This is a genomic window from Amycolatopsis sacchari (genome assembly GCF_900114035.1).
Lineage (GTDB): Bacteria > Actinomycetota > Actinomycetes > Mycobacteriales > Pseudonocardiaceae > Amycolatopsis_E > Amycolatopsis_E sacchari.
In genome coordinates, this window is sequence record NZ_FORP01000005.1 from 42,094 (window position 1) to 66,526 (window position 24,433).

Genomic DNA, 24,433 nt, shown 5'->3' on the forward strand with positions numbered 1-24,433 from the left:
CCTCCAAGCTCGCGTCGCTGCGGCCTGCTCCGCCACGGTACCCGGCGGGAGCCGTGGCCCCGGTCACCCACTTGTCTCAAATTGAGACGCCGCCCGCCCCCGCTCGCCCCGGCCGGTGCCTAGCGTCGCCGTCGAACGTGCCACAGCAGTCACGCGACTACGGAGGACCCGTGTACACCAAGGACGGCGAGCAGTACTTCATCGTGGACGCGCACATCGCCCTGTGGGACGCGCGGCCGGAGAACCAGCTGAACATCCACGGCAAGCAGTTCATCGACTGCTTCTACGACTACCACCGCAACCTCAGCCCGGAATCCGAGCTGTGGACGTACGAGGAGTACCTCTACTACGGCGGTGAGCGGCTGATGAAGGACCTCTTCGAGGACGGCTACGTCGACCACGCCGTGTTCCAGCCCGCCCGGCTCGGCGCCTTCTACCGCACCGGTTTCGGCCAGACCGAGGAGGCGTTCGCGCTCGCGCAGGCACATCCGGACAAGCTGACCTACAACCACTACTTCGACCCGCGGTTCGGCGAGGACGGGCTGCGGCAGCTGAGGCGTGACGCGGAACGCTTCGGGCTCAAGGGCGTCAAGCTGTACACCGCCGAGTGGCAGGGGAATTCGCGCGGCTACAAGCTCGACGACCCGTGGACCTACCGGTACCTGGAGGCCTGCCAGGAACTGGGCATCCGCAACATCCACATCCACAAGGGGCCGACGATCCGGCCGCTGGACCGGGACGCGTTCGACGTCGCGGACGTGGACAAGGTCGCCACGGACTTCACGGACCTGAACTTCGTGGTCGAGCACTGCGGGCTGCCGCGGCTGGAGGACTTCTGCTGGATCGCCACGCAGGAGCCGAACGTGCACGCCGGGCTCGCGGTCGCGATCCCGTTCATCCACACCCGGCCGCGGTACTTCGCGCAGATCATCGGCGAACTGCTGTACTGGCTCGACGAGGACCGCATCCAGTTCTCCAGCGACTACGCGCTCTGGACGCCGCGGTGGCTGGTCGAACGGTTCGTGGACTTCCAGATCCCGGAGGACATGACCGAGTACGCGCCGCTGACCGTGGCGCAGAAGAAGAAGATCCTCGGGCTGAACGCGGCGAAGATGTACGACATCGAGGTGCCGGAAGCCTTGCGGCTGCCCGAGGTCGAGACTCAGGCGGTGTCGGTGGCATGAGTTCGCTTGTCGCCAAGGCGCGTGAGGCGCTGAACGCCGTCTACGACCCGGAGCTCGACGAGCCGATCACCGACCTCGGTTTCGTGCACTCGATCGAGCAAGCCGGGGACGAGCTGACCGTCCACTTGCGACTCCCGTCCTCGTTCTGCTCGCCGAACTTCGCCTACCTGATGGCGTCCGACGCGAAGGACGTGCTGGCGGAACTGGCGCCGCGTGTGACGGTGGTCCTCGACGACCACCACGACTCGGACCTGATCAACCGCGGGCTGGCCGCCGACGCGGGCTACCGCGGCACGTTCGGCGACGAGGCGGACACGAGCCTCGACGAGCTGCGGCTGACGTTCCGGCGCAAGGCACACGCGGCGGCGATGGAGCGTGCGCTGACGCCGTTCGCCCGCGAGGGCGCGGAACTGCACGGGCTCGTCCTCGGTGACCTGCCGGACACCCAGGCGACGCGGGCGCTGCTGCGCCGCCGGGAGGCGCTCGGGTTCGGCACCGGTCCCGCCGAACCCGTGCTGGTCGACGAACGCGGGCGCCCGTACCCGCGCGAGGAAATCCCGCTGCGCCTGAGGTTCGCCCGTTCCATCCGGATTTCGATCGAGGGCAACGCGCACTTCTGCCGCGGCCTGCTGCGCACCCGTTACGACATGAAGGAGCAAGCGTCATGAAAGCCATCCAGGTCGTCGGCTACCACGAGCCGCTGCGGGCGGCCGAGGTGCCCGAGCCCGAGGTGACCGGGCCCTTCGACGTCATCGTGAAGATCGGCGGCGCCGGGGTGTGCCGGACGGACCTGCACATCCTGGAAGGGCAGTGGGCGGAGAAGTCCGGGGTGGCGTTGCCCTACACGATCGGCCACGAGAACGCCGGGTGGGTGCACGCCGTCGGCAGCGCGGTCACCAACGTCGCGGAGGGGGACAAGGTGATCGTGCACCCGTTGATCACCTGCGGGCTGTGCCCGGCGTGCCGCCGCGGCGACGATGTCCACTGTGTACAGAGCCAGTTCCCCGGCATCGACACCCATGGCGGGTACGCGGAGTACCTGAAGACGTCGGCGCGGAGCGTGGTGAAGATCGACGACTCGCTGGAGCCCGCGGACGTCGCCGCGCTCGCCGACGCCGGGCTGACCGCCTACCACGCGGCGGCGAAGGCGGCCCGGACCCTGCCGCCCGGCTCGCGGTGCGTGGTGATCGGCGCGGGCGGGCTGGGGCACATCGGGATCCAGGTGCTCAAGGCGATCACGGCCGCGGAACTCGTGGTCGTGGACCGGAACCCGGAGGCGGTGAAGCTCGCCGTGGCGATCGGGGCGGACCACGGGGTCGTCGCGGACGGGGACCACGTCGAGGAGGTGCTGGACCTGACCGGCGGGCAGGGCGCGGAGGTGGTGCTCGACTTCGTCGGCGAGGGCGGCGCGACGCGGGACGGGGTGGCGATGCTGCGCCGGGCGGGCGACTACCACGTCGTCGGCTACGGCGAGAACCTCGACGTACCGACGATCGACATCATCTCGACGGAGATCAACTTCATCGGCAACCTGGTGGGCAGCTACCCCGACCTGTGCGAGCTGATGGTGCTCGCCGCGCGCGGCCAGGTGAAGCTGCACACGACGAAGTACCCGCTCGACCGCTTCCAGGACGCCATCGACGACCTGGACGCGGGCCGCATCCGCGGGCGGGCGATCCTGGTGCCCTAACCGCGGCCGCCGCCTGTGGGGCTGCCCAGCAGCGCGACGGCGGCGGCGACCACCTCGGCCGTGCTCACGCCGAGCAGTGCCGGATCGGGCTCGGCGGCGAACGGGTCGCCGCGGCGGTCGGCGTCCGCGGACAGCGCGCGGTGCCGGCCGTCCGCCGGCGGTCCCCAGTGCCGGGCCGAAACCGGGCCGAACAGCGTCACCGACGGCGTGCGGTACGCGTACGCCAGGTGCGCGATCCCGGTGTCCCCGGAGACGACCAGGCGTGCGGCGGCCACGAGCGCGGCCAAAGTGGACAGATCCGTGTCCCCGGCGAGTACGTCGTCGTGCGGCAAACCTGTTCTGGTCGCGAGTTCCATGGCCAGGTCGCGCTCCGCCGCCGAGCCCGTCAGCACCACCCGGCAGCCCTCGCCCCGCAGTTCCCGCACCACGTCGGCGTACCGCGACAACGGCCACCGCTTGCTCCCGTACGCCGCACCGGGGTGGACGAGCACGGCGCCGGGAGCGGGGCTGGGCACCGGCGGCGGTCGCAACAGGAAGTCGTCCGGGTCCGCCGGGACGCCGTGCGCGCGCAGCATCCGGCACCAGCGCTCGCGCTCGTGGATGTCGTCGAGCCACTCCGGCCCGGGCCAGCCATGCCCGGAATGCCCGATGCGGCGGCGTGGTTCCAGCGCGTCGAGCACCGCGGTGCTGTGCGGGCCCGTGCCGTGCAGGTTGACCGCGACGTCCGGGTGCGCGTAGCGCTCGTCGAGCGGCTTCATCCCGTGTGTCGGCAGCAGGGTGTCGACGCACCCGGCGAGCTCGACGACGGGGCGCAGCCACTCGTTGGTGGCGAACACGAGCTCGTGCTCCGGCCACGCGCGCCGGACCGCCCGCAACGCGGGCACGACGACCAGGAAATCGCCCAGCTTGAGCGGGCGGAACGCGACGACGTGCTTCACGGAACGCTCGTTACCCGGGAAGCTCCTTCTCGAACCAGTGGTGCGCGTACGGCTCGTCGTTGAACGGCGCCACCTCCTCGTAGCCCGCCGCCCGGTACAGCCCCATCGCCTCGCGCAGCGCGCGGTTGGTCTCCAGCCGGGCCCGTCGCGCGCCACCCGCCGCGGCCCGTCGCTCCAGCTCGGCCAGCAGCCGCCGCCCGAGCCCCAGCCCCCGCACGGCCGACGAGACCCACATCCGCTTGAGGTACGCCGAGGCGCCATCGTCCTGGACCACGAAACCGCCGCAGCCCACGGGCTCGCCGTGCAGCGTGGCGACGAGGAACAGCCCGTCCGGCGGGGCCATCACCGTCTCGTCGGGGGTGAGGGACCTGGCGTGCTCGAATCCGTCGTCGAAGCGCTCGCCGATCTCCGCGAAGTACGCCGCCAGGCACTTCTGGGCAGCCGGACCGCCCGGGTCGACGGCCGCGACTTCGACCGTGGAAGCGGTGAGCAGGCGTTCGACCTCGGCCATCGCCTCGACCAGCCGGGTGCGCTGCCGTTCGCTCAACGGGGCGAGTATCGAGGCCGCGAGTTCGTCCGACCGGGTGTCGAGCGCCTCGCGTTCGGCCCGGCCGCGCCGGGTCAGCCGCGCGGTGCGGGCGCGGCCGTCGCCGTCGCTGGGCCCGACCACCACCAGCCCGGCGTGCTCCAGCGCCCGCAACAGCCTGCTCAGGTAACCGGAGTCGAGGTCGAGCCGTTCCCGCAGGACCCGCACGTCACAGCCGTTCGGCCCGATTTCCCAGAGGACCCGGGCCTGGCCGAGCGGCCGGTCCCGTGACAGGTAGGCGTCGTTGAGGGCACCGACGCGTTGCGTCACCGTCCGGTTGAACCGGCGGACCACGGCGAGCTCGTCCATTTATCTGACCTTAGTCAGCTAGCGGGCGGAACTCCAGGGTCCTAGCATCGGAAAGCGGGTAACGGAAAGGAGCCGGGTGGATGCGGTTGTCGCTCGAAGGCAGGACGGCGCTGGTGACGGGATCGACGCAGGGGATCGGTGCGGCGATCGCGGCGGGCCTGGCCCGCGCCGGCGCGCGGGTCGCCGTCAACGGGCGCACCGAGGCGAGCGTGACGAAGGCCGCGGAGCAGCTGCGGGCCGAGGTGGAGGGCGCCGACGTCATCCCGCTGGCGGCGGACGTCGCGACGGAGGAGGGCGCCCGCGCCGTGACCGAGCGACTGTCCACCGTGGACATCCTCGTGAACAACCTGGGCATCTTCGGAGCCACCCCGCCGCTGGAGATCACCGACGAGGAGTGGCGGCGCTACTTCGAGGTGAACGTGCTCGCGGCCGTCCGGCTGACGCGCGCGTACCTGCCGGGCATGATGACGCGCGGCTGGGGCAGGATCCAGTACATCGCCAGCGATTCGGCCGTGGTGATCCCCGCCGAGATGATCCAGTACGGCGTGTCGAAGACGGCGCTGCTCGGCGTTTCCCGCGGTTTCGCGAAGGCGGCCGCGGGCAGCGGGGTCACGGTGAACGCGGTCATCGCGGGGCCCACGCACACCGGCGGGGTCGAGGAGTTCGTCTACCAGCTGGTCGACAGGAACCTCCCGTGGGACGAGGCGCAGCGCGAGTTCATGCGGCGGCACCGGCCGCAGTCGCTGCTGCAGCGCCTGATAGAGCCCGAGGAGATCGCGAACATGGTGGTGTACCTGAGCTCGCCCCAAGCGTCGGCAACGACAGGCGCAGCAGTACGCGTCGACGGCGGGTACGTGGATTCCATCGTCCCGTGACCCGTGGGGGCGCGCTCCCGGGGACTGTGGGCCGGTGGGGTGTCGCGCCTCGGCGGTCCTGTGACCCGCGGCGGTGTGCCATGCTCCCGCCGGGGTCCTGTGGCCCGCGGCGGTGTGTCGCGCCTCGGCGGTCCTGTGGCCCGGCGATGTGTCGTGCTCCCGCCGGTGTCCTGTGATCCGCGGGGGTGGTCGTGCTCCCGCCGGGGTCCTGTGGCCCGGCGGCTGACGTGCCGCAGCGACGGTTCCGTGGCACCTGGCGAGGGCAGGCCCCACTGACACGTCCGTAGCCTCCGGGGGCGTGATACCCCCGCCACCAGCTCCATGGCCCTCGGCGGATGCGTCCTGCCCCCGCCGGGCCCGGCGGTCTGTCACGCCCCGCCTGGTCCCCGTGGCCGTGTCAGGTTCCGCCGTTCCGTGGCCCGCCCGCGGGCGCCAGGACGCCGCAGACACCCGTCCCGCCCGCGCGGGCTCCAGCCTGCGCCGAAGTAGCGTGGTTCCGGCGGGCTCCGGCCTGCGCCGGGGTGATCCGTGGCTCGGCTGGGCCGCAGCCTCCGCCCGGATGGTCCCGTGGCCCGCCGCGCTCCCGGCCTCTGCCGAACTGGCCCAGGCCCCGGCGGGCTGCGGCGTGCGCCGGGAGGTCCATGGCTAGGCCGTGCTGCGGCTTCCGCCCGGATGGTCCCGTGGCCCGCCGCGCTCCCGGCCTCTGCCGAACTGGCCCAGGCCCCGGCGGGCTCCGGCCTGCGTCGGGGTGGTCCGCGGCTAGGCCGTGCTGCGGCTTCCGCCCGGATGGTCCCGTGGCCCGCCGCGCTCCCGGCCTCCGCCGAACTGGCCCCAGGCTCCGGCGGGCTCCGGCCTGCGCCGGGGTGGCCCGTGGCTCGGTGGGGCCGCAGCCTCCGCCCGAATGGCCCCGCGGCTCGCCGCGCTCCCGGCCTCCGCCGAACTGGCCCCAGCCCCCGCGGGCTCCGACCTCACCGAGCCCCGCCCCGCGCCCCGGGGCCGTGGTGCCACGCCAGCCCCACCGCCCGCGCACTACACGATGGTGTCGCTCCCCGCCGTCACCCCGACGGGAGGCGTCAAGCCCCCGCCGTGACCAGGTCCGCCAGCTTGGCCAGCGCCTCGTCCAGGCGCTGCGCCACCTCCTCCGCCGGGTGGCCGCCGTGGTTGGCGGGCTGGTCACCGTGGAAGGACAGGTGCAGCGTCGCGTAGCTGCGGCCCTGCTCGGCGGAGGAGACCTGCAGCCAGCCGGTGTAGTCGCCGCTGCCCCGCCTGCCCCACTCCAGCCGCAGCTGGTCGCGCCGGGCGGCGAGGATGCCGGGCGCCTCGCGGTCCCCGTCCGGGTCGTGCACGTCCACGTCGAGACCCGGCGGCTCGGCCGGGTGCACACTGATCGTGCCGGGCAGCCACCGGTTCAGCCGGTCGACGTCGGCGGCCACGGCGAACACCTGCTCTGCGGGCGCGGGCATCGCGCGCTCCCGTTCGAATTCGGCCATGCCTCCGACGTACCCACTCGCCGCCGGGCCTACGCCCGTTGATCGGCGTTCAGGGGCTACTCCACCGCCGACACGTACACCCACTGCCCGTCCACGCGCGTGAAGGTGCTGCGCTCGTGCATCGAGCGGGGCCGCCCGTCCTGCCGGTAGTGCGCGCGGAACTCCACTTCGCCCGCCGGGTCGAACAACCCGCCCGAAGCGGACAGCACGTCGAGCCGTGTCCACCGCAGGCCGGGGTCCAGCTCCAGCGTCGGCGGGCGAGTGTGCGGATGCCAAGTCCGCAACAAGTAATCCGTTTCGCCTGCGGCGAAAGCGCTGAACCGCGAGCGCATGAGCTGTTCGGCCGTGCTCGCGCTCGCCTCACCGCGGTGCAGCCTGCCGCAGCACGCCCCGTAGGTCTCCCCGGAACCACACGGGCAGCGCGTCTCGTCGTCGATCACGGGGCCATCCTACGGATTCCACAGTGGACGCGGGTGCGCGGATCCGGCCGAAACTCCCCGAAAACTTCCAGCTCCGCGCAATTCCAGCGGGCGCGCGACCACCTTGCCTGACCACCGCTCATCAGCGAGAATGCGGAGTCAGCCCGATGCCGGCAGAAGCGGAAGATAGTGAACCCTGTGTCTTCACGGGCCCGCACCCCCACCGCCCGGAAACTGCAACTCGCCGCGCTGCTGCGCCATCTGCGGGAACGCGGCGGCATCACGCAGCGCGACGCGGGAGCGTCCGTCTGGCCGCGGTCCAGCGCGGGCAGCGTGCAGAACAAGATCGCCAGACTGGAGAGCGGTGACACCGGGATCGAGGTCGACGACCTGAACCGCCTGCTGTCCGTCTACGGCGTGGAGGACGGCGAAATCGCCGAACTCGCACTGCGGCTGCAGGCCGACACCTCCCAGCGCGGCCGCTGGTCCGGGTACCGTTCCATCTACTCCGAGCCGTACCGCCGCTACATCGACCTCGAAGAGGACGCGGCGCTCATCCGGCACGTCGCCACGGAGCAGATCCCCGAACTGCTCCAGTCCCGCGGGTACATGGAGGCCGAGTTCCCGCACGGAGCCGGGACGCCCAGCGCCACCCCGCACGCGATCAAGGCACGGCTCGCGCGGCAGGAGCAGGTGCTGTTCCGCGACGACCCGCCGCAGGTGCACGTCGTGCTCAGCGAGTCGTGCGTGCGGCGTGTGCAGGGCAGCAAAGCCGTGATGCGCGACCAGATCGAGCACATCATCTCGTTGTCCAAGAAGTGGCCGAACGTGGTGATCCAGATCGTGCCGTTCCTGCCGCGGCCGCTGCGGTCCACGGCGATCCCGGAAACCGGAATCCTGGAGCGGTTCGTGCTGCTGCGCCTCGCCGCCCCGCCCCTGCCCGGGCAGGAACCGGGACACCTCGACTTCGCCTTCACGCGCAAGGGCAACGAGCTGGCGTGGAGCGACGAGGTGCGGCACTACGAGACGCTGTGGCGGCGTGCCACCACAGCGGCGTTGCCCCCGGCCGAGACGCGCTTGTTCCTGCGTGACGCGCTGTACAGCTTCGGTTGAAGTCTAGAGTGGACTCATGGACCGTTCCATCCTCAGCAGGCCGGGCCCTGACCCCGACGAAGTCGTCCGGTACGGGGCGAGTCCGGACCAGGTGGCCGACATCTGGCGCCCGCGCGAGGTCCGTCACCCCGCTCTTGTCCTGATCCACGGCGGTTTCTGGCGCCCGCGCTACGACCGCACGCATACCCGGCCGATGGCGGCAGCGTTGCGTGCCGAGGGGTGGCCGGTCGCGTCCCTGGAGTACCGGCGTGAGCCGGGAAACCCCGACGCCTACACCGAGGACGTCAAGCGGGCGCTGGAGTTCCTGTCCGGCGAGCTGCCGGGGGAGGGTGTCGTGCTCGCAGGGCATTCCGCGGGCGGCCACCTCGCGCTGTGGGTCGCGGCGACATGCCCGCCCGCCGGGCTGCTGGGCACGGTCGCGCTCGCCCCGGTGGCCGACCTGCGGCAGGCGGACGACGCGAACCTGGGCGATGGCGCGGTGGGCGCGTTCCTCGGCGGCCCCGCCGAATCCCGTCCTGACCTCGACCCCGTGCGGCTCGACGAGCCCGCCGCACCTGTGGCGCTGGTCCACGGCACCGAAGACACCGGTGTGCCGTCGTCAGTAAGTAAGTCCTATGTAGACTCCCATCCGCGCGCCCGACTGGTGCTGCTGCCGGGCATCGCGCACTTCGAGCTCATCGACCCGGGGAGCGCAGCGTGGCCTCGGGTGCTGCGCGAGCTCGACGCGGCCGGAAGGCCAGCACGGCGCCCAGGCTGAGCAACGCCACCGCGACCATGTACAGCGAGACCGACAGCGAGGTGCCGGTCGCGTTGCGCAGCGCGGTCGCGATCAGCGGGGCGAACCCGCCGCCCAGCACCGCTCCCACCGCGTAGGAGAACGACGCGCCGCTGTACCGGTGGCGCGGCTCGAACAGCTCCGAGTACAGCGCCGACTGCGGCCCGTACGTCGCGCCGAGCCCGATGTTGAGCACGACGACCGCGACGACGAGCAACACGGGCTGGCGCGTGTCGACGAGCAGGAAGAACGGCACCGGCCACAGCACGAGCAGCACCGAACCCCACAGGTACACGGGTTTTCGCCCCACGCGGTCGGACCACGTCGCCGCCGCCACGATGCTCGCGAGCCACGTGACGCTGCCGATGATCACCACCACGAGCATCGTGGCGTTGCTCAGCTTCAGCACCGACGTGCCGTACGACAACAGGTACGCGAGGAACACGTACCCGATCGCGGTGTTGGCGATGAAACTCCCCGACGCCACCAGCACTTCGCGCGGCTTCTCCCGCAGCACCTCGACGATCGGACGGCTCGCGCGCGCCTGCTCCCGCTCCAGCGCGGCGAACACCGGGGTTTCCTCCAGCCGCAAGCGGATCACCAGTCCGACGGCGACCAGCAGGATGCTGAACAGGAACGGCAGCCGCCAGCCCCAGTCGCGGAACTGCTCCTGGCTGAGCGCGTTCGTGAGCACGAAGAACACCAGCTGCGCCAGTATCAGCCCGGCGGGCACGCCGATCTGGGAGAAGGAGCCGTACCGCCCGCGGTGCCGCTCCGGCGCGTGCTCGACGGCCATCAGGGCGGCGCCGCCCCATTCGCCGCCCGCGGACAGCCCCTGCAGCAGCCGCAGCACCAGCAGCAGCACCGGGGCGAGCACACCGGCCGTGCCATAGGTGGGCAGCAGACCAACCCCGATCGTTGCGAAACCCATGAGCAGCAGGGAAAGCACGAGCATCGCCTTGCGCCCGACGCGGTCGCCGAAGTGGCCCCACACGATGCCGCCGACGGGCCGGGCGAGGAACCCGACCCCCAGCGTGGCGAACGCGGCCAGCGTGCCGGACGCGGGGGAGAGCGTGCTGAAGAACAGCTTGCCGAAGACGAGCGCCGTGGCCGTGCTGTAGATGAAGTAGTCGTACCACTCGATGGTCGTCCCGATCGCGCTCGCCACCGCGACGCGCCGCAGCTGGTTCATGCTCACCCCCCTCGTGTCACCACCGATGATGGCACGGATGAACCCCCGAGAAAATCTGTCTTTAGTTGGATTGAGTCCCGCCCGGATCAGGAGTTAGCTGAACGACCATGGCGACTTCGAGACGGAAGTTCCTCCGGGCGGCGGCACTGGTGGGGGCGACAGCGGCGGCAGCACCGCTGCCCGCCGTGGCGGGCGCGCAGCCGGGTTCCGCCGCGCCCGGCGGACCTGGCGCGGACACGACGTTCACGCCGGCCGACAAGCTCGGTTTCGGCACGGCGCGGTCGGCGAGCCCGGTGTGGTTCACGTTGCAGGGCGGGCGGCTTTCCGAGGTGTACCACCCGGATCTGAGCACGCCGGCCAGCCGTGAGACGCAGTGGATCGTGACCGATGGCCAGTCCTTCGTCGAGCGCGTGTCCGACGTCGCGCACCGCACGGAGCTGCCCGATCCCCGCGTCCCGGCGTATCGCCAGACCGCGACGGGCACCGGCTGGACGTTGAGCACGCGGTACGTGACGGATCCCGAGCGGGCGAGTGTGCTGCTGGAGGTGGAGTTCCACGCCACCCGCCCGCTGCACGTGTTCGTGCTGCACGATCCGGCGCTGGGTGGCGAGGGTACGGCGGACAGCGCTTTCCCGCTCGGCGGCGCGCTCGTCGCGACGGATTCGGTCACGGCGAGCGCGGTGCTGGCCGCGGGCGGTTTCGCGGAGTCGACGGTGGGCTACGCCGGGGTCAACGACGGCTGGACGGAGCTGTCCGCCAACCGGGGCAGGCTCGCGCACCACTACGCGACGGCCGGGCCGGGCAACGTCGTGCAGCTCGGGCGCCTGCGCCTGGACGGCCGGGCGCGCACGCGGGAACTCGTCGCGCTCGGGTTCGGTGCGGCACCGGACGAGGCGGTGCGCGCGGCCCGAACGTCGTTGTCGCGGGGTTTTCCCGCTGTATCGGCCGCGTACGCCGCGGGCTGGCGCCGGTACCTCGCGGGCCTGCCCGCCGCGCCGAAGGAGGCCGACGCGAGGTTGCACAGCGTCTCCGTGCTCGCGCTCGCGTGCAGCGAGGACAAGCGGAACCCGGGAGCGTTCATCGCTTCGCCGAGCATGCCGTGGGCCTTCGGCTTCGATCGGGCGGTGGCGCCGGAATACGGTTCGTACCACCTGGTGTGGCCGCGTGACCTGTACCAGATCGCGACGGGGCTGCTCGCCGCCGGTGACCGTGCCGCCGCCGAGCGCGCGCTGGACTACCTGCTGCGCATCCAGCAGCCGGACGGGCACTGGGCGCAGAACACGACGGTCACGGGGGAGCCGTTCTGGACGTCCGTCCAGCTGGATGAGACGGCCGCGCCCATGCTGCTGGCCTGGCTGCTCGGCCGGTATGACGGGCCAACGCTGGACAAGCTCGCCCGCGGCGGGGATTTCCTGTTGTCCTTCAGCAAGGACGGGCATCACTCGCCGTGGACGGAACAGGAGCGCTGGGAGGAGCAGAACGGGTATTCGCCGTCCACGATCGCGTCGGTGATCGCAGGGCTGGTGTGTCTGGCGGACCTGCTGGAACGGGCGGGCCGCGATGCCACACGCTACCTCTCGGCGGCCGACGAGTGGGCCGCCGCCGTGGACGGCTGGACGGTCACGCACACCGGCCCGTACTCGCCGCGGCCGTACTACACACGCCTGACGAAGGACGGCAACCCGGACGCGGGAACGACGTACAACCTGGGCAACAACAACCCCGGCGAGGTCGACCAGCGAGCGGTCGTGGACGCGGGTTTCCTGGAACTGGTGCGGCTCGGTATCAAGCGAGCGGACGACGTGATCGTGCGCAACTCCCTCGCGGTTGTCGACGCGCAGATCTCGACGCTCACGCCGTCGGGGCGGCACTGGCACCGCTACAGCAGCGACGGCTACGGGGAGCAGGCCGACGGCGGGCCGTGGGACGTGAACCGGCCAGATCTGCAGCGCACGTACGGCCGCCTGTGGCCGATCTTCGCCGGGGAGCGCGGGGAGTACGAATTGCTGCAGGGCCAACGCGCCGCCGCCGCAGGACGGCTCGCCGATATGGCGAAGTGCGCGGGCCCGACGGGGTTGTTGCCGGAGCAGGTGTGGGACACGAACTCGCCGTACCCGCGAGTGCGCCCAGGCACGCCCACAGCGTCGGCGACACCGCTGGCGTGGACCCACGCCCAGTACCTGCGCCTAGCGTGGTCCGTCCACAAGGGACGGCCGGTGGAGTACCCGGAGGTGGTGGCAAGACGATACCTCCGATGACCGTGATCGATGACCGATGCGACGGCGGCTCGGTGGGCTCGGATAGCGGGCGGCCGCGTAGCGTTCCTGGCGGGCTGGTCGTTCCTGGGAATGTCGCCGTCGGCACGGCCACGAACGCCGAGTGCCGCCACAGCAGCCGGGACGAGCTCGATGGCCAGTTGTGGCCGCATCTCTGACGCCAGTGCTTCCACAGCAGCCCGGACGGCTTGGCGGGCACGCTGCCGGTGCGGCCACGACCGGTCAGTGATGCCACGGCAGCTGGACCGGCTCGGCGGGCATCCGGCCGTCGGCGAGGTCGCGGACCAGCGCGGCGAGCCCGAAGGGGTAGACGGGCTCGGAAATCCCCGCCAATTCGTCGATCGGCCACCAGTGGTGCCCGACGAGGTAGCGGCTTTCGCCCGCTTCCCAGCCGCTGGTGTCGACGTCGTGCGCGTCGACGCGGTGGAAGAAGAAGTCGTCGCGGAAGATGCCCCGTGCCCAGTCGAACTCGGCGTAACCCGACGTGTGCGCGACGACCGGGCCGAGCTGGTCCGGTGTGCGGATAAGCCCGGTTTCCTCGCGCAGCTCCCGCGCCGCGGCTTCGGCCGGCGTCTCGCCCCGGTCCACGCCGCCACCGGGCGTGAGCCAGTAGTAGCCGCCGGACGGATCGCGGAAGTTCAGCAGGCCGTGGAACAACAACAGCCGGTCCCGCTCGTCGAGCAACAGCACGCGCGCCGAGCGCCGCCGGTAGCGTTCGATCATGCCGCCAGTCAAGCACGACGTACCCGGCAGCGCGGACAGGGTTGGCCAGGTGGGATCGACGGCCGGTAGTCGGGAAGGGGCTGCTGCCACCGGGCAGCCGACACCGCGGAATGGCGGTCGCCGGGCACGGCAGTCGGTTGGGCGGCACGGTCGGTGGGGGCTGCGGCCGGTTGCGGAGGAGGTCGGTGGGATTCGCGGTTGGTTGCGAGGCGATGGGGTTGCGGGGTGAGGGGGGCGGGGTCTGTGGCCGGTTGCTGCAGCGAGGCGGGTGGGATTCGCGGTTGGTTGCGCGGCGAGGCGGGTGGAGTTGCCGTCGGTAGGGGGCGATGGGCTTCTCGGCTGGTTGAGGGGCGCGGCCGGTGGACGGCGCTTGGTTGCGCTGGCGAGGCCGATGGGACCCGCCATCGGTTCGGGGCGAGCCCGGTCGCTGGCTCCGTTCGCTACGACCTCGCTGCCCCGCTCCGATTCCCGGTACGCCATCCCGCGCCCGCCACGGAACCGTTGCCCTGCTTCCAGCTGCCCTCCGCTGAAGCCTTGTCGCCCCGCCCTCCATGCCGTCCGAGCGCCGGCCACCGAACCGCTGACCCACACGAGCCCGCCACGTAACCGCTGGCCGTGCTTCCGGCCTCGCCGTGCCTATCCGAGCGCTGGCCCTCGCCCCGCCCGGCATGCCATCCGAACCCCGCCTCGCGATGCGATCCGCGCCCTCGCCACGGCATCCACGCCCGCTCCCAGCCCCGTCATGCCATCCAAGCGTCCGCCCCCACCCCGCCCCGGCCCCAGCCCCGCCCCGCCATGCCATCCGTCTGTCCGTCACGTAGCCCACCCCCGCCGCACCGAGAACTGAACCGATGTCACCTGCCTGGAGGTGTGCGGCCGCCGACCGCTGCTCTATGGTCTAGTCCACTGACGCCGGGAGGTGTGCCATGCCACGGAGGCTGGGCGTACTGCTGCTCGCCGCTTTGCTGTCCCTCTTGCTGGGCGGGGTCGCGAGTGCCGAGACGGACTACACGCAGAGCATCACGCAGCTCGACGCCGGCCGGGCGCAGATCTCGTTCACCCCCGTCACCCCGGCGGCCTACGTCGACGTGCACTACCTCGTCAACGGCACGGGCCAGCAGAACGTCCGGATGACCAACAACTCCGGCACGTGGCAGCACACCGTCAGCTCCCTGAGCAGCGGCACCACCCTCGAGTACTGGTTCACCTACGAAAAGAACGGCCCGCAGTACGACTCACCGCACTACACGTACACGCAGGGCTCCGGCACGACCTCCGTGGCGGCACCGGTCTTCAGCCCCGGCGGGGGCACCTTCGCCACGGCGCAAACCGTCACCCTGAGCGTCGCCACCGCCGGGGCGCAGATCCGGTACACAGTGGACGGTTCCACGCCTACCGCCTCCTCGCCGCTGTACAGCGCACCGCTGAGCATCGCGAAGACCACGACCGTGAAGGCCATCGGCGTGAAGAGCGGGCTCGCCGACTCCGCGGTCGTCACCGCGACCTACACGATCGGCCTGGCTTCGGCCACCTGCCCTGCGCAACCCGACGTCCCGAACTTCGGGTCGAACGTGCGCATCTTCGACCCGTCGATGTCGTCGGCGAGCATCCAGTCCCAGCTCGACGCGGACTTCAACGCGCTGAAGGACACCCAGACCGCCCAGTTCTCCAACGGCCGCGTCGCCCACCTGTTCAAGCCCGGCACGTACTCCGTGCACGACAACGTCGGCTACTACACCTCCGTCGCGGGCCTGGGGCAGAACCCGGGTGACGTGACCATCAACGGCGACGTCACCGTGGACGCCTTCAACGCCTCCGACGCCGGGAACGCGACGCAGAACTTCTGGCGCTCCGCCGAGAACCTCGCCATCAACCCGTCGAGCGGATCCGACCGGTGGGCCGTCGCGCAGGCCGCGCCGTTCCGCCGCATCGACGTGCGGGGCGGCCTGCAGCTGTACCCGGCGAGCTACGGCTGGGCCAGCGGCGGCTACGTCGCCGACACGCGCGTCTCCGGCCAGGCGGCCTCGGTTTCGCAACAGCAGTGGTACACGCGGGACAGCAGCCTCGGCAGCTGGTCCGGCGGCGTGTGGAACATGGTCTTCTCCGGCACGACGGGCGCACCGCCGACCACGTTCCCCAACCCGCCCGAAACCACCCTGGCCACCACACCGGTCTCCCGCGACGTGCCGTACCTCTACCTCGACGGCAGCGGCAAGTACCGCGTGTTCCTGCCTTCCCTGCGCACCAACGCCTCCGGACCGAGCTGGGCCAACGGCAGCACGCCGGGCACCTCGCTGCCGATGAGCCAGTTCTACGTCGTCAAACCGGGCGACACCGCCGCGTCGATCAACAACGCGCTCGCCTCGGGCTGCGACCTGTTCTTCACGCCCGGCGTCTACCACCTGAACCAGACGCTCAACGTGACCCGCGCGAACACCGTCGTCCTCGGCATCGGCTACCCGACGCTGGTGCCGGACAACGGGGTCGACGCCATGCACGTGTCCGATGTGGACGGAGTCCGGCTCAAGGGCCTGCTGTTCGACGCCGGCACCGTGAACTCGGCGGCGCTGCTGACGGTGGGCACGCAGGGTTCGGGCACGAGCCACGCCGGCAACCCGGTGAGCATCCAGGACGTGTTCTTCCGCATCGGCGGGCAGCTGGCCGGCAAGGCGACGACGAGCCTGGTGGTCAACAGCAACGACACGATCATCGACCACATCTGGGCGTGGCGGGCCGATCACGGGAACGCGGGCACCGTCGGCTGGACGGTCAACACGGCCGACACCGGCCTGCTCGTCAACGGCGCCAACGTGATCGCCACCGGCCTGTTCGTCGAGCACTACCAGAAGTACGAGGTCGTCTGGAACGGGCAGAACGGCAGGACCATCTTCTTCCAGAACGAAATGCCCTACGACGTGCCGAACCAGGCCTCGTGGAACAGCGGGGTGAACGGGTACGCGGCGTACAAGGTCGCACCCGGAGTCACCAGCCACGAGGCGTGGGGGCTGGGCAGCTACTGCTTCTTCAACACCAACCCGTCGGTCAACGCCTACCACGCGTTCGAGGTGCCGAACACCGCGGGCGTGCGGTTCCACAGCCTCGCCACGGTTTCGCTCAACTACCAGGGCACGATCACACACATCATCAACGACACGGGAGCGGTCACGCCCTCGGGGACGACGCCGAGCAACCTCGTGAGCTACCCCTGACGGCTCCAGATGCGGTGCGGGGTCCCTCCTCCGGGGTGGGGGCCGGGGGAGGGACCCCGCACCGGGGCGTCGCGGCGTGGCCGGCGCCTGATCCGGGATTTCCGGCCGCCCGGGGTTTTCCGCTCCGCCGGCCCGGGTAGGTTCGGGCGGACGCCGACAGGAGGAGGAACCATGGCGGACCTGCCGCTGGCCGACTACGACCAGATCCCGCTCGGCAACCTGCGCCACCGCATCCGTTCGCTCACCGAGCCGCAGCTGCGGGCCGTCGTCGAACACGAGTGCGCCCACGGCAACCGCGTCGCGGTGCTGGAGGTGCTGCGGGCCCGGCTCGCCGAGCTCGAGAGCGGTGCGCAGCCGTCACCCGGCCACCCCGAAAACGCTCCCGGCGCGAGCGCCACGCCCGGCGGTTCCCCCGTGAGCGAAGCGACCGCGGCCGAGGGCAGCACGCCGCTGCGCGAGGGTGTGGCGGGCCTGACCCCGAAGCGCGGCCGGCCCTGATCCTCAGGACGGGTCCGAGCGCTCCTGCGCCACGGCCGCCGGCCCGGTGAAGTGCGTGAGGGTGTTCGTGCGCTGCAGGAGCCTGTTCAGGCCCGGCTGCCGGTTGTCCAGGTGCAGCACGACGTCCGCGTCGCGCAGCTGCCGGTGGATCATCAGCAGCGTGGACAGGCCGTAGGAGTCGCAGAAGCTCAGCCGCGTGCAGTCCAGCCGCACCGCCCGCAGGCCGGGCGCCCCGCCGAGCCGCTCGGTGACCTCGTAGAGCAGCTGGTCCGCGTTGTCGTAGTCGAGGTCGCCGTCGACCGCGACACAGCCGGTGTGCGGATCGAGCAGGGTCCAGGTGCAGGTCAGCGGGCGAGGTGTGCTCATGCGGTCTTTCCGGGTCCGGGGACGGGATCGCCCGAGAGGTACCCACGGGCGCGCTCGATGAATCCGGTCGCGCGGGGGAAGTCGCGCAACTCCGCGCCGAGCAGGTCCAGCGCGGGCAGCAGCGACGCGGCGGGCACGCCTCGTGCGGACAGGATGCGCCCCGTCCACCCGAGGAACCCGGTGAACAGCTCGACGTCACCGGTGTAGAGGGCGGTCGCGAGGAAATCGACGAGGTGCGCGAGGTCCTCGGCCGCGTACTGCCGCTGCTGCTCGGTGTACGTCCGCATCGCCGGAATCCGCTGCTCCAGGCCGGTGTACACCGCCTTCACCAGCCGCGGGGCCGAGCGGCTCAGCAGCGTGTACTCCTGGTCCGCGAGGTGCGGCAGGTCGTCGATGGGCTGGTGCCCGGCACGCGGCTGCGGCAACGGTGCCCGCACCAGGCGGTCGGCCGCGGCCCGTGCATCCGACGCCCACGCCTCCGCACCCAGCAGCCGCGCGTACCGCCCGTCGGGGCCGAACGCCGCGCCGCCCGCGATCACCGGGACGCCCGCCGCCTGGCACGCGGTGATCGTCGCGTGCGCGGCCGGCAGCCGGGTCGGGATCGAACTGGACAGCGCCACCGCGTCCGGGCCGGTGCGGTGCAGGTGGGTGATCAGGTGCGGCGACGGCACCTGCGCGCCGAGGTAGTCCACGCGGAACCCGCGCAGCCGCAGCACTTCCGCGAGGAGCCGGGCGGGCAGCGCGTGCCACTCGCCGTCCACGCACGTCACCGTGACACGGCCCCGGGTCGCCGGAACCCGCTCGGCGGTGTGCGCGAGCGTGCCGATGACCCGTTCGTTGATCGCGGTGGCGGCGTGTTCCTGCGCGACGCTGAGCCGGTTCGCGGCCCATTCCTCGCCGACCTTGCGCTGCACGGCGGCGATCACGTCGAGCAGGACGGTCTCGGCGTCCAGCCCCGCTTCGAGCGCGGCCAGCACGACCTCGCCCGCCGCGTACTCGTCGCCGTCGTGCACCGCTTCCCACAGCCGTCCGGCGTGCACGACTTCGGGCGCCAGGGAGGTGGTCACGCCGTGTACCTGCCCCGTCCATGACCTCCCACGGCGGTCAGGTGCTGCCCCCGCGGGGCGGTGATCGCGAGCACCGCCATGTCGTCGTGCGAGTTGCGGCCGATCCACTGGGTCGCGAGCATCTGGACGCGCTCCACCACGGCCTCGGCGGGCATCCCGCCGCACTCGGTCAGCGCCCGGCGCAGCCGCTCCTCGCCGAACAGTTCGCCGCCGAGGGGACCGCCACGGGCCTCGGTGATCCCGTCCGTGTAGAGCAGGCACGTCTCGCCGGGACCCAGCGTCAGCTCGGCGGTGGTGGTCGTGATCTCGGGAAGCACGCCGACGAGGGTGCCCGCCGTCTCGGCCTCCTCGACCTGCCCGTTCGCGCGCACGACCAGCGGCGGCAGGTGCCCGGCGGCGGTGAGCCGCAGCCGCACCCCGGCGCCGTCCCGCGAGGCCGAAGCCAGCACCAGCGTGACGAAGCGGGTGCTGTGCGAGCTGAGCAGCGCGCCGTTGAGCAGGCTGAGCACCCGGTGGTGGTCACCGGCCATCGGCAGCAGGGCGTGCAGCGTGTTGCGGATCTTCCCGGTGAGCAGGGCGGCCTCCAGGCCCTTGCCGCACACGTCCCCGAGCACGGCGAGCGACTCGCCGTCGGACCCGGGGTGGACGTCGTAGAAGTCGCCGCCGACGTGCTCGCTGTCCTGCGACGGGCGGTAACCGCCGGCGAACTCGACGCCCGCGACGTGCTCCAGCGGCGGCGGCAGCAGGTCCCGCATGAGCGTCTCGGTGATCGACGCCTGCTGCGCGAACACGCGTGCCGCCGACATCGCGGCGCCGGAACGGGAGGCGAACAGCCGCGCGAAGATCTCCTCGTCCTCGCTGAACACGGGCTGCTCCGCCCGGCGCAGCAGGACCAGCGCGCCCGCGGGCACGCCGTGCCCGGGCAGCGGGGTCACCACGATCGCCCCGAGCTCACCGAAGTCCGGCGGGACCAGCCAGTCCGGCGCGGCGGCCGGGTCGATCCAGCGCGAGGGCACCGGCGGGAAGCCCTGCAGCGCCTCGCCGAGGCCGGGCAGCTCGTCGGGTTCGAACTCCAGCTGGGCGTGCACCGGCCGCTCGCCCCGGGCGCAGCGCGTCACGGGGTGGCGGGACCGCTGGGCGGGGGAGATCACGAGTGCGGCGTCCGCGAGGTGCTCGGCGGCGAGCCGGGCCGCGACCTCCATGCACCGCTCCAGGTTCAGCGACCCGAGCAGCGCCGTGGAGGCCTCGCTGAGGAACTCCGCGCGCGTCCGTTCGATCCGCAGCGCTTCGCGGGCCTGGCGGAGTTCGGTGTCCTCGACGAGCCACCAGGTGACGCAACCGTTCCCGTGTGGCGCGGCGTGCCCCTCGAAGCTGCGCTGGCCGACCAGCCCGGCGGCGGTGGCGGCTCCGGCCGCGTGTGCCGCGCCGAGCCACTCGGGCAGGGGGCCGGGCGGGAACAGCAGCCGGGCGCGCTCGTTGGCGGCGAGCGCCAGCCCGCCGCCGTCCACCACGACGGCTGGACAGGGCGCGGAATCCCAGCCGGGATCTCCTACGACGGGGGACGGACGAGCGAGACGCTCGGAATCAGTCAAACCACAGCGGCACGCGGGGCGGCCGCACTCCTTCCAGCGCTGGGGAGACGAGCGAGAACCCATCCAGCATCCCCCAGCGCGGGTACCGGTCGCAACCGGCCGCGCCGCGACCTGCGGGAAGTCGTGACCGGGCCCCGACGGCAGGGGAGACGGCGGGGCCCGGGCCCGAGCAGGAAGATTGGAAGGTCACCCGTCCCGGGCAAGCGAGACACTACTAGTAGATCGATCGGGTCTCTATCTACACGTTCGGGTGAGACAAAGAAGGGGAAGATCACTCGTTCTCACCTTGCGTGACTCAAGGTGACTTATCGCAGGTCACACGTACGCGGGCGCCGCCACCGGAGCCGCCGTGCGCTCCCGGATGTCGTCGAGCGACACGCCGGGAGCGGTGCGCACCAGGCGCAGTCCGGCCGGCGTGACGTCCAGGACGGCGAGATCGGTGATGATCCGGTCCACGACGCCGGCTCCGGTGAGCGGCAGCGTGCACTTCTCGACGATCTTGGGTGTGCCGTCCTTGGCCACGTGGTCGGTGAGCACCACGATCCGCTTCGTGCCCGCCACCAGGTCCATCGCCCCGCCCATGCCCTTGACCAGCGCGCCGGGCACCGTCCAGTTGGCGAGGTCCCCGTTCGCGGCGACCTGCAGGGCGCCGAGGATCGCCAGGTCGACGTGCCCGCCGCGGATCATCGCGAACGACGTGGCGGAGTCGAAGAAACTGGCGCCCGGCACGACCGTCACGGTCTGCTTGCCCGCGTTGATCAGGTCGGGGTCCTCGTCGCCCTCGAAGGGGAACGGGCCCAGGCCGAGGATGCCGTTCTCGCTCTGCAGCGTCACGTGCACGTCGTCGGGGATGTGGTTGGCCACCAGCGTCGGGATGCCGATGCCGAGGTTGACGTAGTCGCCGTCGGACAGCTCGCGCGCGGCCAGCGCCGCCATCTCGTCCCTGCTCCAGCCCATGCTCACGCCTCCGCCCCGGCCCGCGGGCGGACCGTCAGCTTCTCGATCTCCTTGACCCGCTCGCGGGCCACCACCAGCCGGTCCACGAACACGCCGGGCGTGATCACCAGGTCCGGGTCCACGTAGCCGTCGAGCAGCACCTCCGTCTCCGCCACGCAGACGCGCCCGCACGTCGCGACCAGCGGGTTGAAGTTGCGCGAGGTCTTGCGGTAGACGAGGTTGCCCGCCCGGTCGGCGGTGTGGGCGTGCACCAGCGCGAGGTCCGCGACGATGCCCCGCTCCTGCACGTAGGTGCGGCCGTCGAACTCGGCGTGCGGCTTGCCCTCGGCGACCGGGGTGCCGACGCCGGTCGCGGTGTAGAACGCGGGGATGCCGGCCCCGCCCGCGCGCATCCGCTCGGCGAGTGTGCCCTGCGGGGCGAACTCGACCTCCAGTTCGCCGTCGAGGTACTGCTGCGCGAACAGCTTGTTCTCGCCCACGTACGAGGCGATCACCTTGCGGACCTGCCGGTTCTCCAGCAGCAGGCCGAGCCCCTTGCCGTCGACACCCATGTTGTTGGACACGATCGTCAGGTCGCGGACCCCCGAGTCGCGGACGGCCTCGATCAGGTCGTTCGGGTTGCCGCTGAGCCCGAACCCGCCGACCGCGATGGTGATCCCGTCGGTGAGCACGTCCGCCAATGCGTCGGCCGCGCTGCCGTACTGCTTCGTTCGCTCGTTGGACACAGCGGCAGTGCAGCTCATCCTGGCCAGCGGGTCAAAGGATCTCTCGCCTGGTGAACGATTCGACGCCCGGTGTTCACTGAGTGAACGCTAAGCTAGGAGCGTGACGACCCCCGCGGGACAGCTCATCGGCCGCGCCGCCGCCGTGCTGCGCGCGCTGTCGAACGTGCCCGACGCCGGGGCCTCGACGTCCGAACTCGCCCGCACGACGGGGCTCCCGCGGCCCACCGTGCACAGGTTGCTCGTGTCGCTGGCGGAGGAGGGGTACGTCGACCGCGACCAGCGCAGCGGCCGGTGGTACCTCGGGCCCGAGCTGTACCTGCTGGGCGAGGTCGCGGCCCGGCGGTACGACGTGACGCGGCACGCGCGGGCGAGCGTGCACCGGCTCGCGGCGGCGACCGGTGAAAGCGCTTTCTTCTCGGCGCGGCGCGGGGAGGAGACGGTGTGCCTGCTCCGCGAGGACGGGGATTTCCCGATCCGCTCGTTCGTGCTGTACGAGGGCGCGCGGTTCCCGCTCGGGGTGGTGTCGGCGGGGCTCGTGGTGCTGGCGATGCTGCCCGACCGCGAGGTGGACGACTACCTCGCGCGCGTGGACCTCACCGGCCGGTGGGGCGAGGCGCATTCCGCGGCGGCGATCCGTGAGCGCATCACGCTGACGCGTGAACAGGGGTACGCCGTCAACCCGGGCTTGGTGGTGGAGGGCAGCTGGGGCATGGCGGCCGCGGTGTTCGGGCGCACGGGCGAACCGGACTGGGCGCTGACCCTCACCGGCGTCGAATCCCGGTTCCGCGCCGACCGGCGACCGGAGTTGGGGGCGTTGCTGCTGAAGGAGGCCCACGCGTTGTCCCACCGCGTGACGGGTTAACCGAGCGCGAGCAGGGCGACGGCGGCGGAGGCGGCGCCCAGCCCGGCGACCTGCCCGCGGCCGAGCCGCTCCCGCAGCACCGTGATCCCCAGCAGCACCGGGATCGCCGGGTACAGCGACGAAAGCACCACCGCGACGACGACGAGCTGGTGCCGGGTCGCGGCGAGGTAGCAGACCAGTGCGAGCGCCGCCAGCCCGCCGGTGACCGCGGCGGGCAGGAGGTGCGACGGCCGGGGCCGGGTGGACAGCACGAGCGGCAGGATCGTCAGCACCGCGGCGACCCGGCCCGTCACCACGGGCCACGCGCCGGCACCCGGCCCGGCCTGCGCGAGTGCGAGGTACTGCAGCGCGATCCCGCCGCCCGCGAGCAGCCCGTCGGGAATCCCGCTGCCGCGCACGTCCCCGCCGGAGACGAGCCACAGCGCGGGAAGCGCGAGCACCACGCCGAGCCACGCGAGCGCGGACGGCCGCTCCCCGAGGAACGCCACGCCGACCAGTACGGGCAGCGCCACCCCGCCGACCGCGCTCAACGGCACGACCACGCTCATCGCGCCCCGGCCGAGGCCGCGGAAGAGGAACAGCATCCCGAGCCCGGTGCCGACGCCGGACAGCGCGCCCCAGCCCAGGTCCGCCGCCGTGGTGGCGGGCGCGGGCAGCACCGCGGTCGCGAGCAGCGCGACGCCCAGGCCGCCGAGCTGCCCGAGCAACGCGATGATGGCGAACGGCGCCCGGCGGGACAGCAGGCCGCCCGCGAAGTCGGAAAGCCCGTAGCTCACGGCGGACGCGAGGGCGAGGAGCGTGCCCATGATTCAGCCGTTCCGGTCGTGTTCGGTCTGGCCGATTGGGCGCGGGTCGCTGGTGGTGTGGTTGGGGCGATGGCATAGGCGGCGCAGCAGGTCCAGGCGGGTGAGGAGGGTGGCCACGAGTCAGTCCTTCCGGTCGTGTTCGGCCTGGCCGATCGGGCGCAGGTCGCCGGTGGCACAGCAGGTCCAGCGGTGCGAGCCGTGTGCTCACGATTCAGCCCTTCCGGTCGCGTTCGGCCTGGCCGACCGGGCACACGTCGCCCGTCGTGCAGCTGCCGCGATCACACAGGCGGCACAGCAGGTCCGCGCTGCCGATGTGCTCGTAGAGCCGCGTGAGGAGCTTGCCGAGCAACCCCGCCAGCGCCCGTTGCTCGGCCGGTTCGAGGGCGTCCAGCACCTCCCCGAGACCGCTGCCACGCGTGGCCAGCAGCCGGTGCGCCGTCGCGGACCCGGTTCCCGTCAGGTGCACGGCGACCTCCCGGCCCTGGCCCGCGCGCCGCTCCAGCAAACCCGCCGCCTGCAGGGAATCCACCATCCGCGCCGCCGCGGACTGGCTGAGCCCCACCCGCCTGCCGAGTTCGGTCACGCTCAGCCCCGGCGCCGCCGCCAGCACCACGAGCGCCGCCGCGCCGCTCGCGCTCACCCCCGCCTCGCGCTGGGCCGCCGCGAGCACGACGTCGGACACCGCCAGTGCGGTCGCCCCGAGGAGGTTCGCCGTCCGCGACTCATGCATGAGTCATGCATAACAGCCCTGCCGGGTGGCCGCAAACCGGGAGCGCGGAGT

The 24,433-nt window shown here is 72.0% G+C and carries 23 protein-coding genes; 10 read left to right on the plus strand and 13 right to left on the minus strand.

What is annotated here, in order from left to right; genetic code table 11:
• Positions 1–170: 170 nt before the first annotated feature.
• Genes BMZ92_RS10550 through BMZ92_RS10560 form a run of 3 tightly spaced genes read left to right on the plus strand, consistent with a single transcriptional unit; the run spans position 171 to position 2,874 of the window.
• Entirely contained in the window at positions 171–1,184 is a 1,014-nt protein-coding gene (locus BMZ92_RS10550) for an amidohydrolase family protein (protein WP_091505719.1), read from the plus strand.
• A complete protein-coding gene (locus tag BMZ92_RS10555) occupies positions 1,181–1,852 on the plus strand; it encodes an iron-sulfur cluster assembly protein (RefSeq protein WP_091505720.1) in 672 nt (223 codons plus the stop codon). The genes BMZ92_RS10550 and BMZ92_RS10555 overlap by 4 nt, the downstream gene beginning before the upstream one ends.
• On the plus strand, positions 1,849–2,874 hold the full coding sequence (locus BMZ92_RS10560) for an NAD(P)-dependent alcohol dehydrogenase (protein ID WP_091505722.1): 1,026 nt from the start codon (positions 1,849–1,851) through the stop codon (positions 2,872–2,874). Before BMZ92_RS10555 ends, BMZ92_RS10560 begins: the two co-directional genes overlap by 4 nt.
• Here the strand turns inward: BMZ92_RS10560 and BMZ92_RS10565 are convergent.
• Both BMZ92_RS10565 and BMZ92_RS10570 read right to left on the minus strand, forming a co-directional pair.
• The gene (locus tag BMZ92_RS10565; RefSeq protein WP_091505723.1) at positions 2,871–3,812 is read right to left on the minus strand and encodes a glycosyltransferase family 9 protein; all 942 of its coding nucleotides are present in this window, start codon (positions 3,810–3,812) and stop codon (positions 2,871–2,873) included. The genes BMZ92_RS10560 and BMZ92_RS10565 overlap by 4 nt on opposite strands.
• A gap of 10 nt (positions 3,813–3,822) precedes the next feature.
• The gene (locus BMZ92_RS10570; RefSeq protein WP_091505725.1) at positions 3,823–4,707 is read right to left on the minus strand and encodes a MarR family winged helix-turn-helix transcriptional regulator; all 885 of its coding nucleotides are present in this window, start codon (positions 4,705–4,707) and stop codon (positions 3,823–3,825) included.
• A gap of 80 nt (positions 4,708–4,787) precedes the next feature.
• Between BMZ92_RS10570 and BMZ92_RS10575 the strand changes: the two genes are divergently transcribed.
• On the plus strand, positions 4,788–5,582 hold the full coding sequence (locus tag BMZ92_RS10575) for an SDR family NAD(P)-dependent oxidoreductase (RefSeq protein WP_091505726.1): 795 nt from the start codon (positions 4,788–4,790) through the stop codon (positions 5,580–5,582).
• Positions 5,583–6,655: 1,073 nt separating this feature from the next.
• Here the strand turns inward: BMZ92_RS10575 and BMZ92_RS10580 are convergent.
• Both BMZ92_RS10580 and BMZ92_RS10585 read right to left on the minus strand, forming a co-directional pair.
• A complete protein-coding gene (locus BMZ92_RS10580) occupies positions 6,656–7,072 on the minus strand; it encodes an SRPBCC family protein (protein WP_091505728.1) in 417 nt (138 codons plus the stop codon).
• Between the two features lie 56 nt (positions 7,073–7,128).
• Positions 7,129–7,512: a YchJ family protein gene (locus BMZ92_RS10585; protein WP_091505730.1), complete on the minus strand. Its 384-nt coding sequence runs from the start codon at positions 7,510–7,512 to the stop codon at positions 7,129–7,131.
• 177 nt (positions 7,513–7,689) lie between these two features.
• On the opposite strand from BMZ92_RS10585, the gene BMZ92_RS10590 reads away from it, so the two are divergent.
• Positions 7,690–8,604 (plus strand): helix-turn-helix domain-containing protein, encoded by a 915-nt coding sequence (locus BMZ92_RS10590; RefSeq protein WP_177228636.1) that lies wholly within the window; start codon positions 7,690–7,692, stop codon positions 8,602–8,604.
• Positions 8,605–8,620: 16 nt separating this feature from the next.
• Positions 8,621–9,361 carry an alpha/beta hydrolase gene (locus BMZ92_RS10595; RefSeq protein WP_091505733.1) on the plus strand — a complete coding sequence of 247 codons (741 nt, stop codon included), beginning with the start codon at positions 8,621–8,623 and terminating at the stop codon, positions 9,359–9,361.
• Here BMZ92_RS10595 and BMZ92_RS10600 read toward each other — a convergent pair.
• Positions 9,279–10,571 (minus strand): MFS transporter, encoded by a 1,293-nt coding sequence (locus BMZ92_RS10600; protein WP_091505735.1) that lies wholly within the window; start codon positions 10,569–10,571, stop codon positions 9,279–9,281. The genes BMZ92_RS10595 and BMZ92_RS10600 overlap by 83 nt on opposite strands.
• 107 nt (positions 10,572–10,678) lie before the next feature.
• Between BMZ92_RS10600 and BMZ92_RS10605 the strand changes: the two genes are divergently transcribed.
• Positions 10,679–12,829: a glycoside hydrolase family 15 protein gene (locus BMZ92_RS10605; RefSeq protein WP_177228637.1), complete on the plus strand. Its 2,151-nt coding sequence runs from the start codon at positions 10,679–10,681 to the stop codon at positions 12,827–12,829.
• Positions 12,830–13,069: 240 nt separating this feature from the next.
• Here BMZ92_RS10605 and BMZ92_RS10610 read toward each other — a convergent pair whose 3' ends face one another.
• On the minus strand, positions 13,070–13,570 hold the full coding sequence (locus tag BMZ92_RS10610; RefSeq protein WP_091505737.1) for an NUDIX hydrolase: 501 nt from the start codon (positions 13,568–13,570) through the stop codon (positions 13,070–13,072).
• Between the two features lie 926 nt (positions 13,571–14,496).
• Between BMZ92_RS10610 and BMZ92_RS10615 the strand changes: the two genes are divergently transcribed.
• Together BMZ92_RS10615 and BMZ92_RS10620 are read left to right on the plus strand one after the other, a co-directional pair.
• Positions 14,497–16,779 (plus strand): chitobiase/beta-hexosaminidase C-terminal domain-containing protein, encoded by a 2,283-nt coding sequence (locus BMZ92_RS10615; RefSeq protein ID WP_091505738.1) that lies wholly within the window; start codon positions 14,497–14,499, stop codon positions 16,777–16,779.
• 171 nt (positions 16,780–16,950) lie between these two features.
• Positions 16,951–17,277, plus strand: a complete 327-nt coding sequence (locus BMZ92_RS10620; protein ID WP_091505740.1) for a DUF8129 domain-containing protein — start codon at positions 16,951–16,953, stop codon at positions 17,275–17,277.
• A gap of 3 nt (positions 17,278–17,280) precedes the next feature.
• Here BMZ92_RS10620 and BMZ92_RS10625 read toward each other — a convergent pair whose 3' ends face one another.
• The 5 genes from BMZ92_RS10625 to BMZ92_RS10645 form a co-directional block, all read right to left on the minus strand.
• Positions 17,281–17,643 carry an STAS domain-containing protein gene (locus BMZ92_RS10625; RefSeq protein WP_091505742.1) on the minus strand — a complete coding sequence of 121 codons (363 nt, stop codon included), beginning with the start codon at positions 17,641–17,643 and terminating at the stop codon, positions 17,281–17,283.
• A complete protein-coding gene (locus tag BMZ92_RS10630) occupies positions 17,640–18,710 on the minus strand; it encodes a cobalamin B12-binding domain-containing protein (protein WP_091505743.1) in 1,071 nt (356 codons plus the stop codon). Before BMZ92_RS10630 ends, BMZ92_RS10625 begins: the two co-directional genes overlap by 4 nt.
• Positions 18,707–20,302: a PP2C family protein-serine/threonine phosphatase gene (locus BMZ92_RS10635; RefSeq protein WP_245782991.1), complete on the minus strand. Its 1,596-nt coding sequence runs from the start codon at positions 20,300–20,302 to the stop codon at positions 18,707–18,709. Before BMZ92_RS10635 ends, BMZ92_RS10630 begins: the two co-directional genes overlap by 4 nt.
• Before the next feature lie 315 nt (positions 20,303–20,617).
• On the minus strand, positions 20,618–21,259 hold the full coding sequence (locus BMZ92_RS10640) for a CoA transferase subunit B (protein WP_091505746.1): 642 nt from the start codon (positions 21,257–21,259) through the stop codon (positions 20,618–20,620).
• A 2-nt stretch (positions 21,260–21,261) separates the two neighbouring features.
• Entirely contained in the window at positions 21,262–21,984 is a 723-nt protein-coding gene (locus BMZ92_RS10645) for a CoA transferase subunit A (RefSeq protein ID WP_245782992.1), read from the minus strand.
• Between the two features lie 100 nt (positions 21,985–22,084).
• On the opposite strand from BMZ92_RS10645, the gene BMZ92_RS10650 reads away from it, so the two are divergent.
• Positions 22,085–22,846 carry an IclR family transcriptional regulator gene (locus tag BMZ92_RS10650; protein WP_091505749.1) on the plus strand — a complete coding sequence of 254 codons (762 nt, stop codon included), beginning with the start codon at positions 22,085–22,087 and terminating at the stop codon, positions 22,844–22,846.
• Here the strand turns inward: BMZ92_RS10650 and BMZ92_RS10655 are convergent.
• Both BMZ92_RS10655 and BMZ92_RS38580 read right to left on the minus strand, forming a co-directional pair.
• The gene (locus BMZ92_RS10655; protein ID WP_091505751.1) at positions 22,843–23,652 is read right to left on the minus strand and encodes an EamA family transporter; all 810 of its coding nucleotides are present in this window, start codon (positions 23,650–23,652) and stop codon (positions 22,843–22,845) included. The genes BMZ92_RS10650 and BMZ92_RS10655 overlap by 4 nt on opposite strands.
• Before the next feature lie 211 nt (positions 23,653–23,863).
• Positions 23,864–24,382 (minus strand): MarR family winged helix-turn-helix transcriptional regulator, encoded by a 519-nt coding sequence (locus BMZ92_RS38580; RefSeq protein ID WP_091505753.1) that lies wholly within the window; start codon positions 24,380–24,382, stop codon positions 23,864–23,866.
• Between the last annotated feature and the right edge of the window lie 51 nt (positions 24,383–24,433).

Excerpts from the sequence above, each read along its gene's own strand:
- BMZ92_RS10555 (WP_091505720.1), top strand. The coding sequence starts at position 1,181 with ATGAGTTCGCTTGTCGCCAAGGCGCGTGAGGCGCTGAACGCCGTCTAC.
- BMZ92_RS10560 (WP_091505722.1), top strand. The coding sequence starts at position 1,849 with ATGAAAGCCATCCAGGTCGTCGGCTACCACGAGCCGCTGCGGGCGGCC.
- BMZ92_RS10570 (WP_091505725.1), bottom strand. The coding sequence starts at position 4,707 with ATGGACGAGCTCGCCGTGGTCCGCCGGTTCAACCGGACGGTGACGCAA.
- BMZ92_RS10575 (WP_091505726.1), top strand. The coding sequence starts at position 4,788 with ATGCGGTTGTCGCTCGAAGGCAGGACGGCGCTGGTGACGGGATCGACG.
- BMZ92_RS10580 (WP_091505728.1), bottom strand. The coding sequence starts at position 7,072 with ATGGCCGAATTCGAACGGGAGCGCGCGATGCCCGCGCCCGCAGAGCAG.
- BMZ92_RS10595 (WP_091505733.1), top strand. The coding sequence starts at position 8,621 with ATGGACCGTTCCATCCTCAGCAGGCCGGGCCCTGACCCCGACGAAGTC.
- BMZ92_RS10600 (WP_091505735.1), bottom strand. The coding sequence starts at position 10,571 with ATGAACCAGCTGCGGCGCGTCGCGGTGGCGAGCGCGATCGGGACGACC.
- BMZ92_RS10605 (WP_177228637.1), top strand. The coding sequence starts at position 10,679 with ATGGCGACTTCGAGACGGAAGTTCCTCCGGGCGGCGGCACTGGTGGGG.
- BMZ92_RS10610 (WP_091505737.1), bottom strand. The coding sequence starts at position 13,570 with ATGATCGAACGCTACCGGCGGCGCTCGGCGCGCGTGCTGTTGCTCGAC.
- BMZ92_RS10615 (WP_091505738.1), top strand. The coding sequence starts at position 14,497 with ATGCCACGGAGGCTGGGCGTACTGCTGCTCGCCGCTTTGCTGTCCCTC.
- BMZ92_RS10620 (WP_091505740.1), top strand. The coding sequence starts at position 16,951 with ATGGCGGACCTGCCGCTGGCCGACTACGACCAGATCCCGCTCGGCAAC.
- BMZ92_RS10625 (WP_091505742.1), bottom strand. The coding sequence starts at position 17,643 with ATGAGCACACCTCGCCCGCTGACCTGCACCTGGACCCTGCTCGATCCG.
- BMZ92_RS10640 (WP_091505746.1), bottom strand. The coding sequence starts at position 21,259 with ATGGGCTGGAGCAGGGACGAGATGGCGGCGCTGGCCGCGCGCGAGCTG.
- BMZ92_RS10655 (WP_091505751.1), bottom strand. The coding sequence starts at position 23,652 with ATGGGCACGCTCCTCGCCCTCGCGTCCGCCGTGAGCTACGGGCTTTCC.
- BMZ92_RS38580 (WP_091505753.1), bottom strand. The coding sequence starts at position 24,382 with ATGCATGAGTCGCGGACGGCGAACCTCCTCGGGGCGACCGCACTGGCG.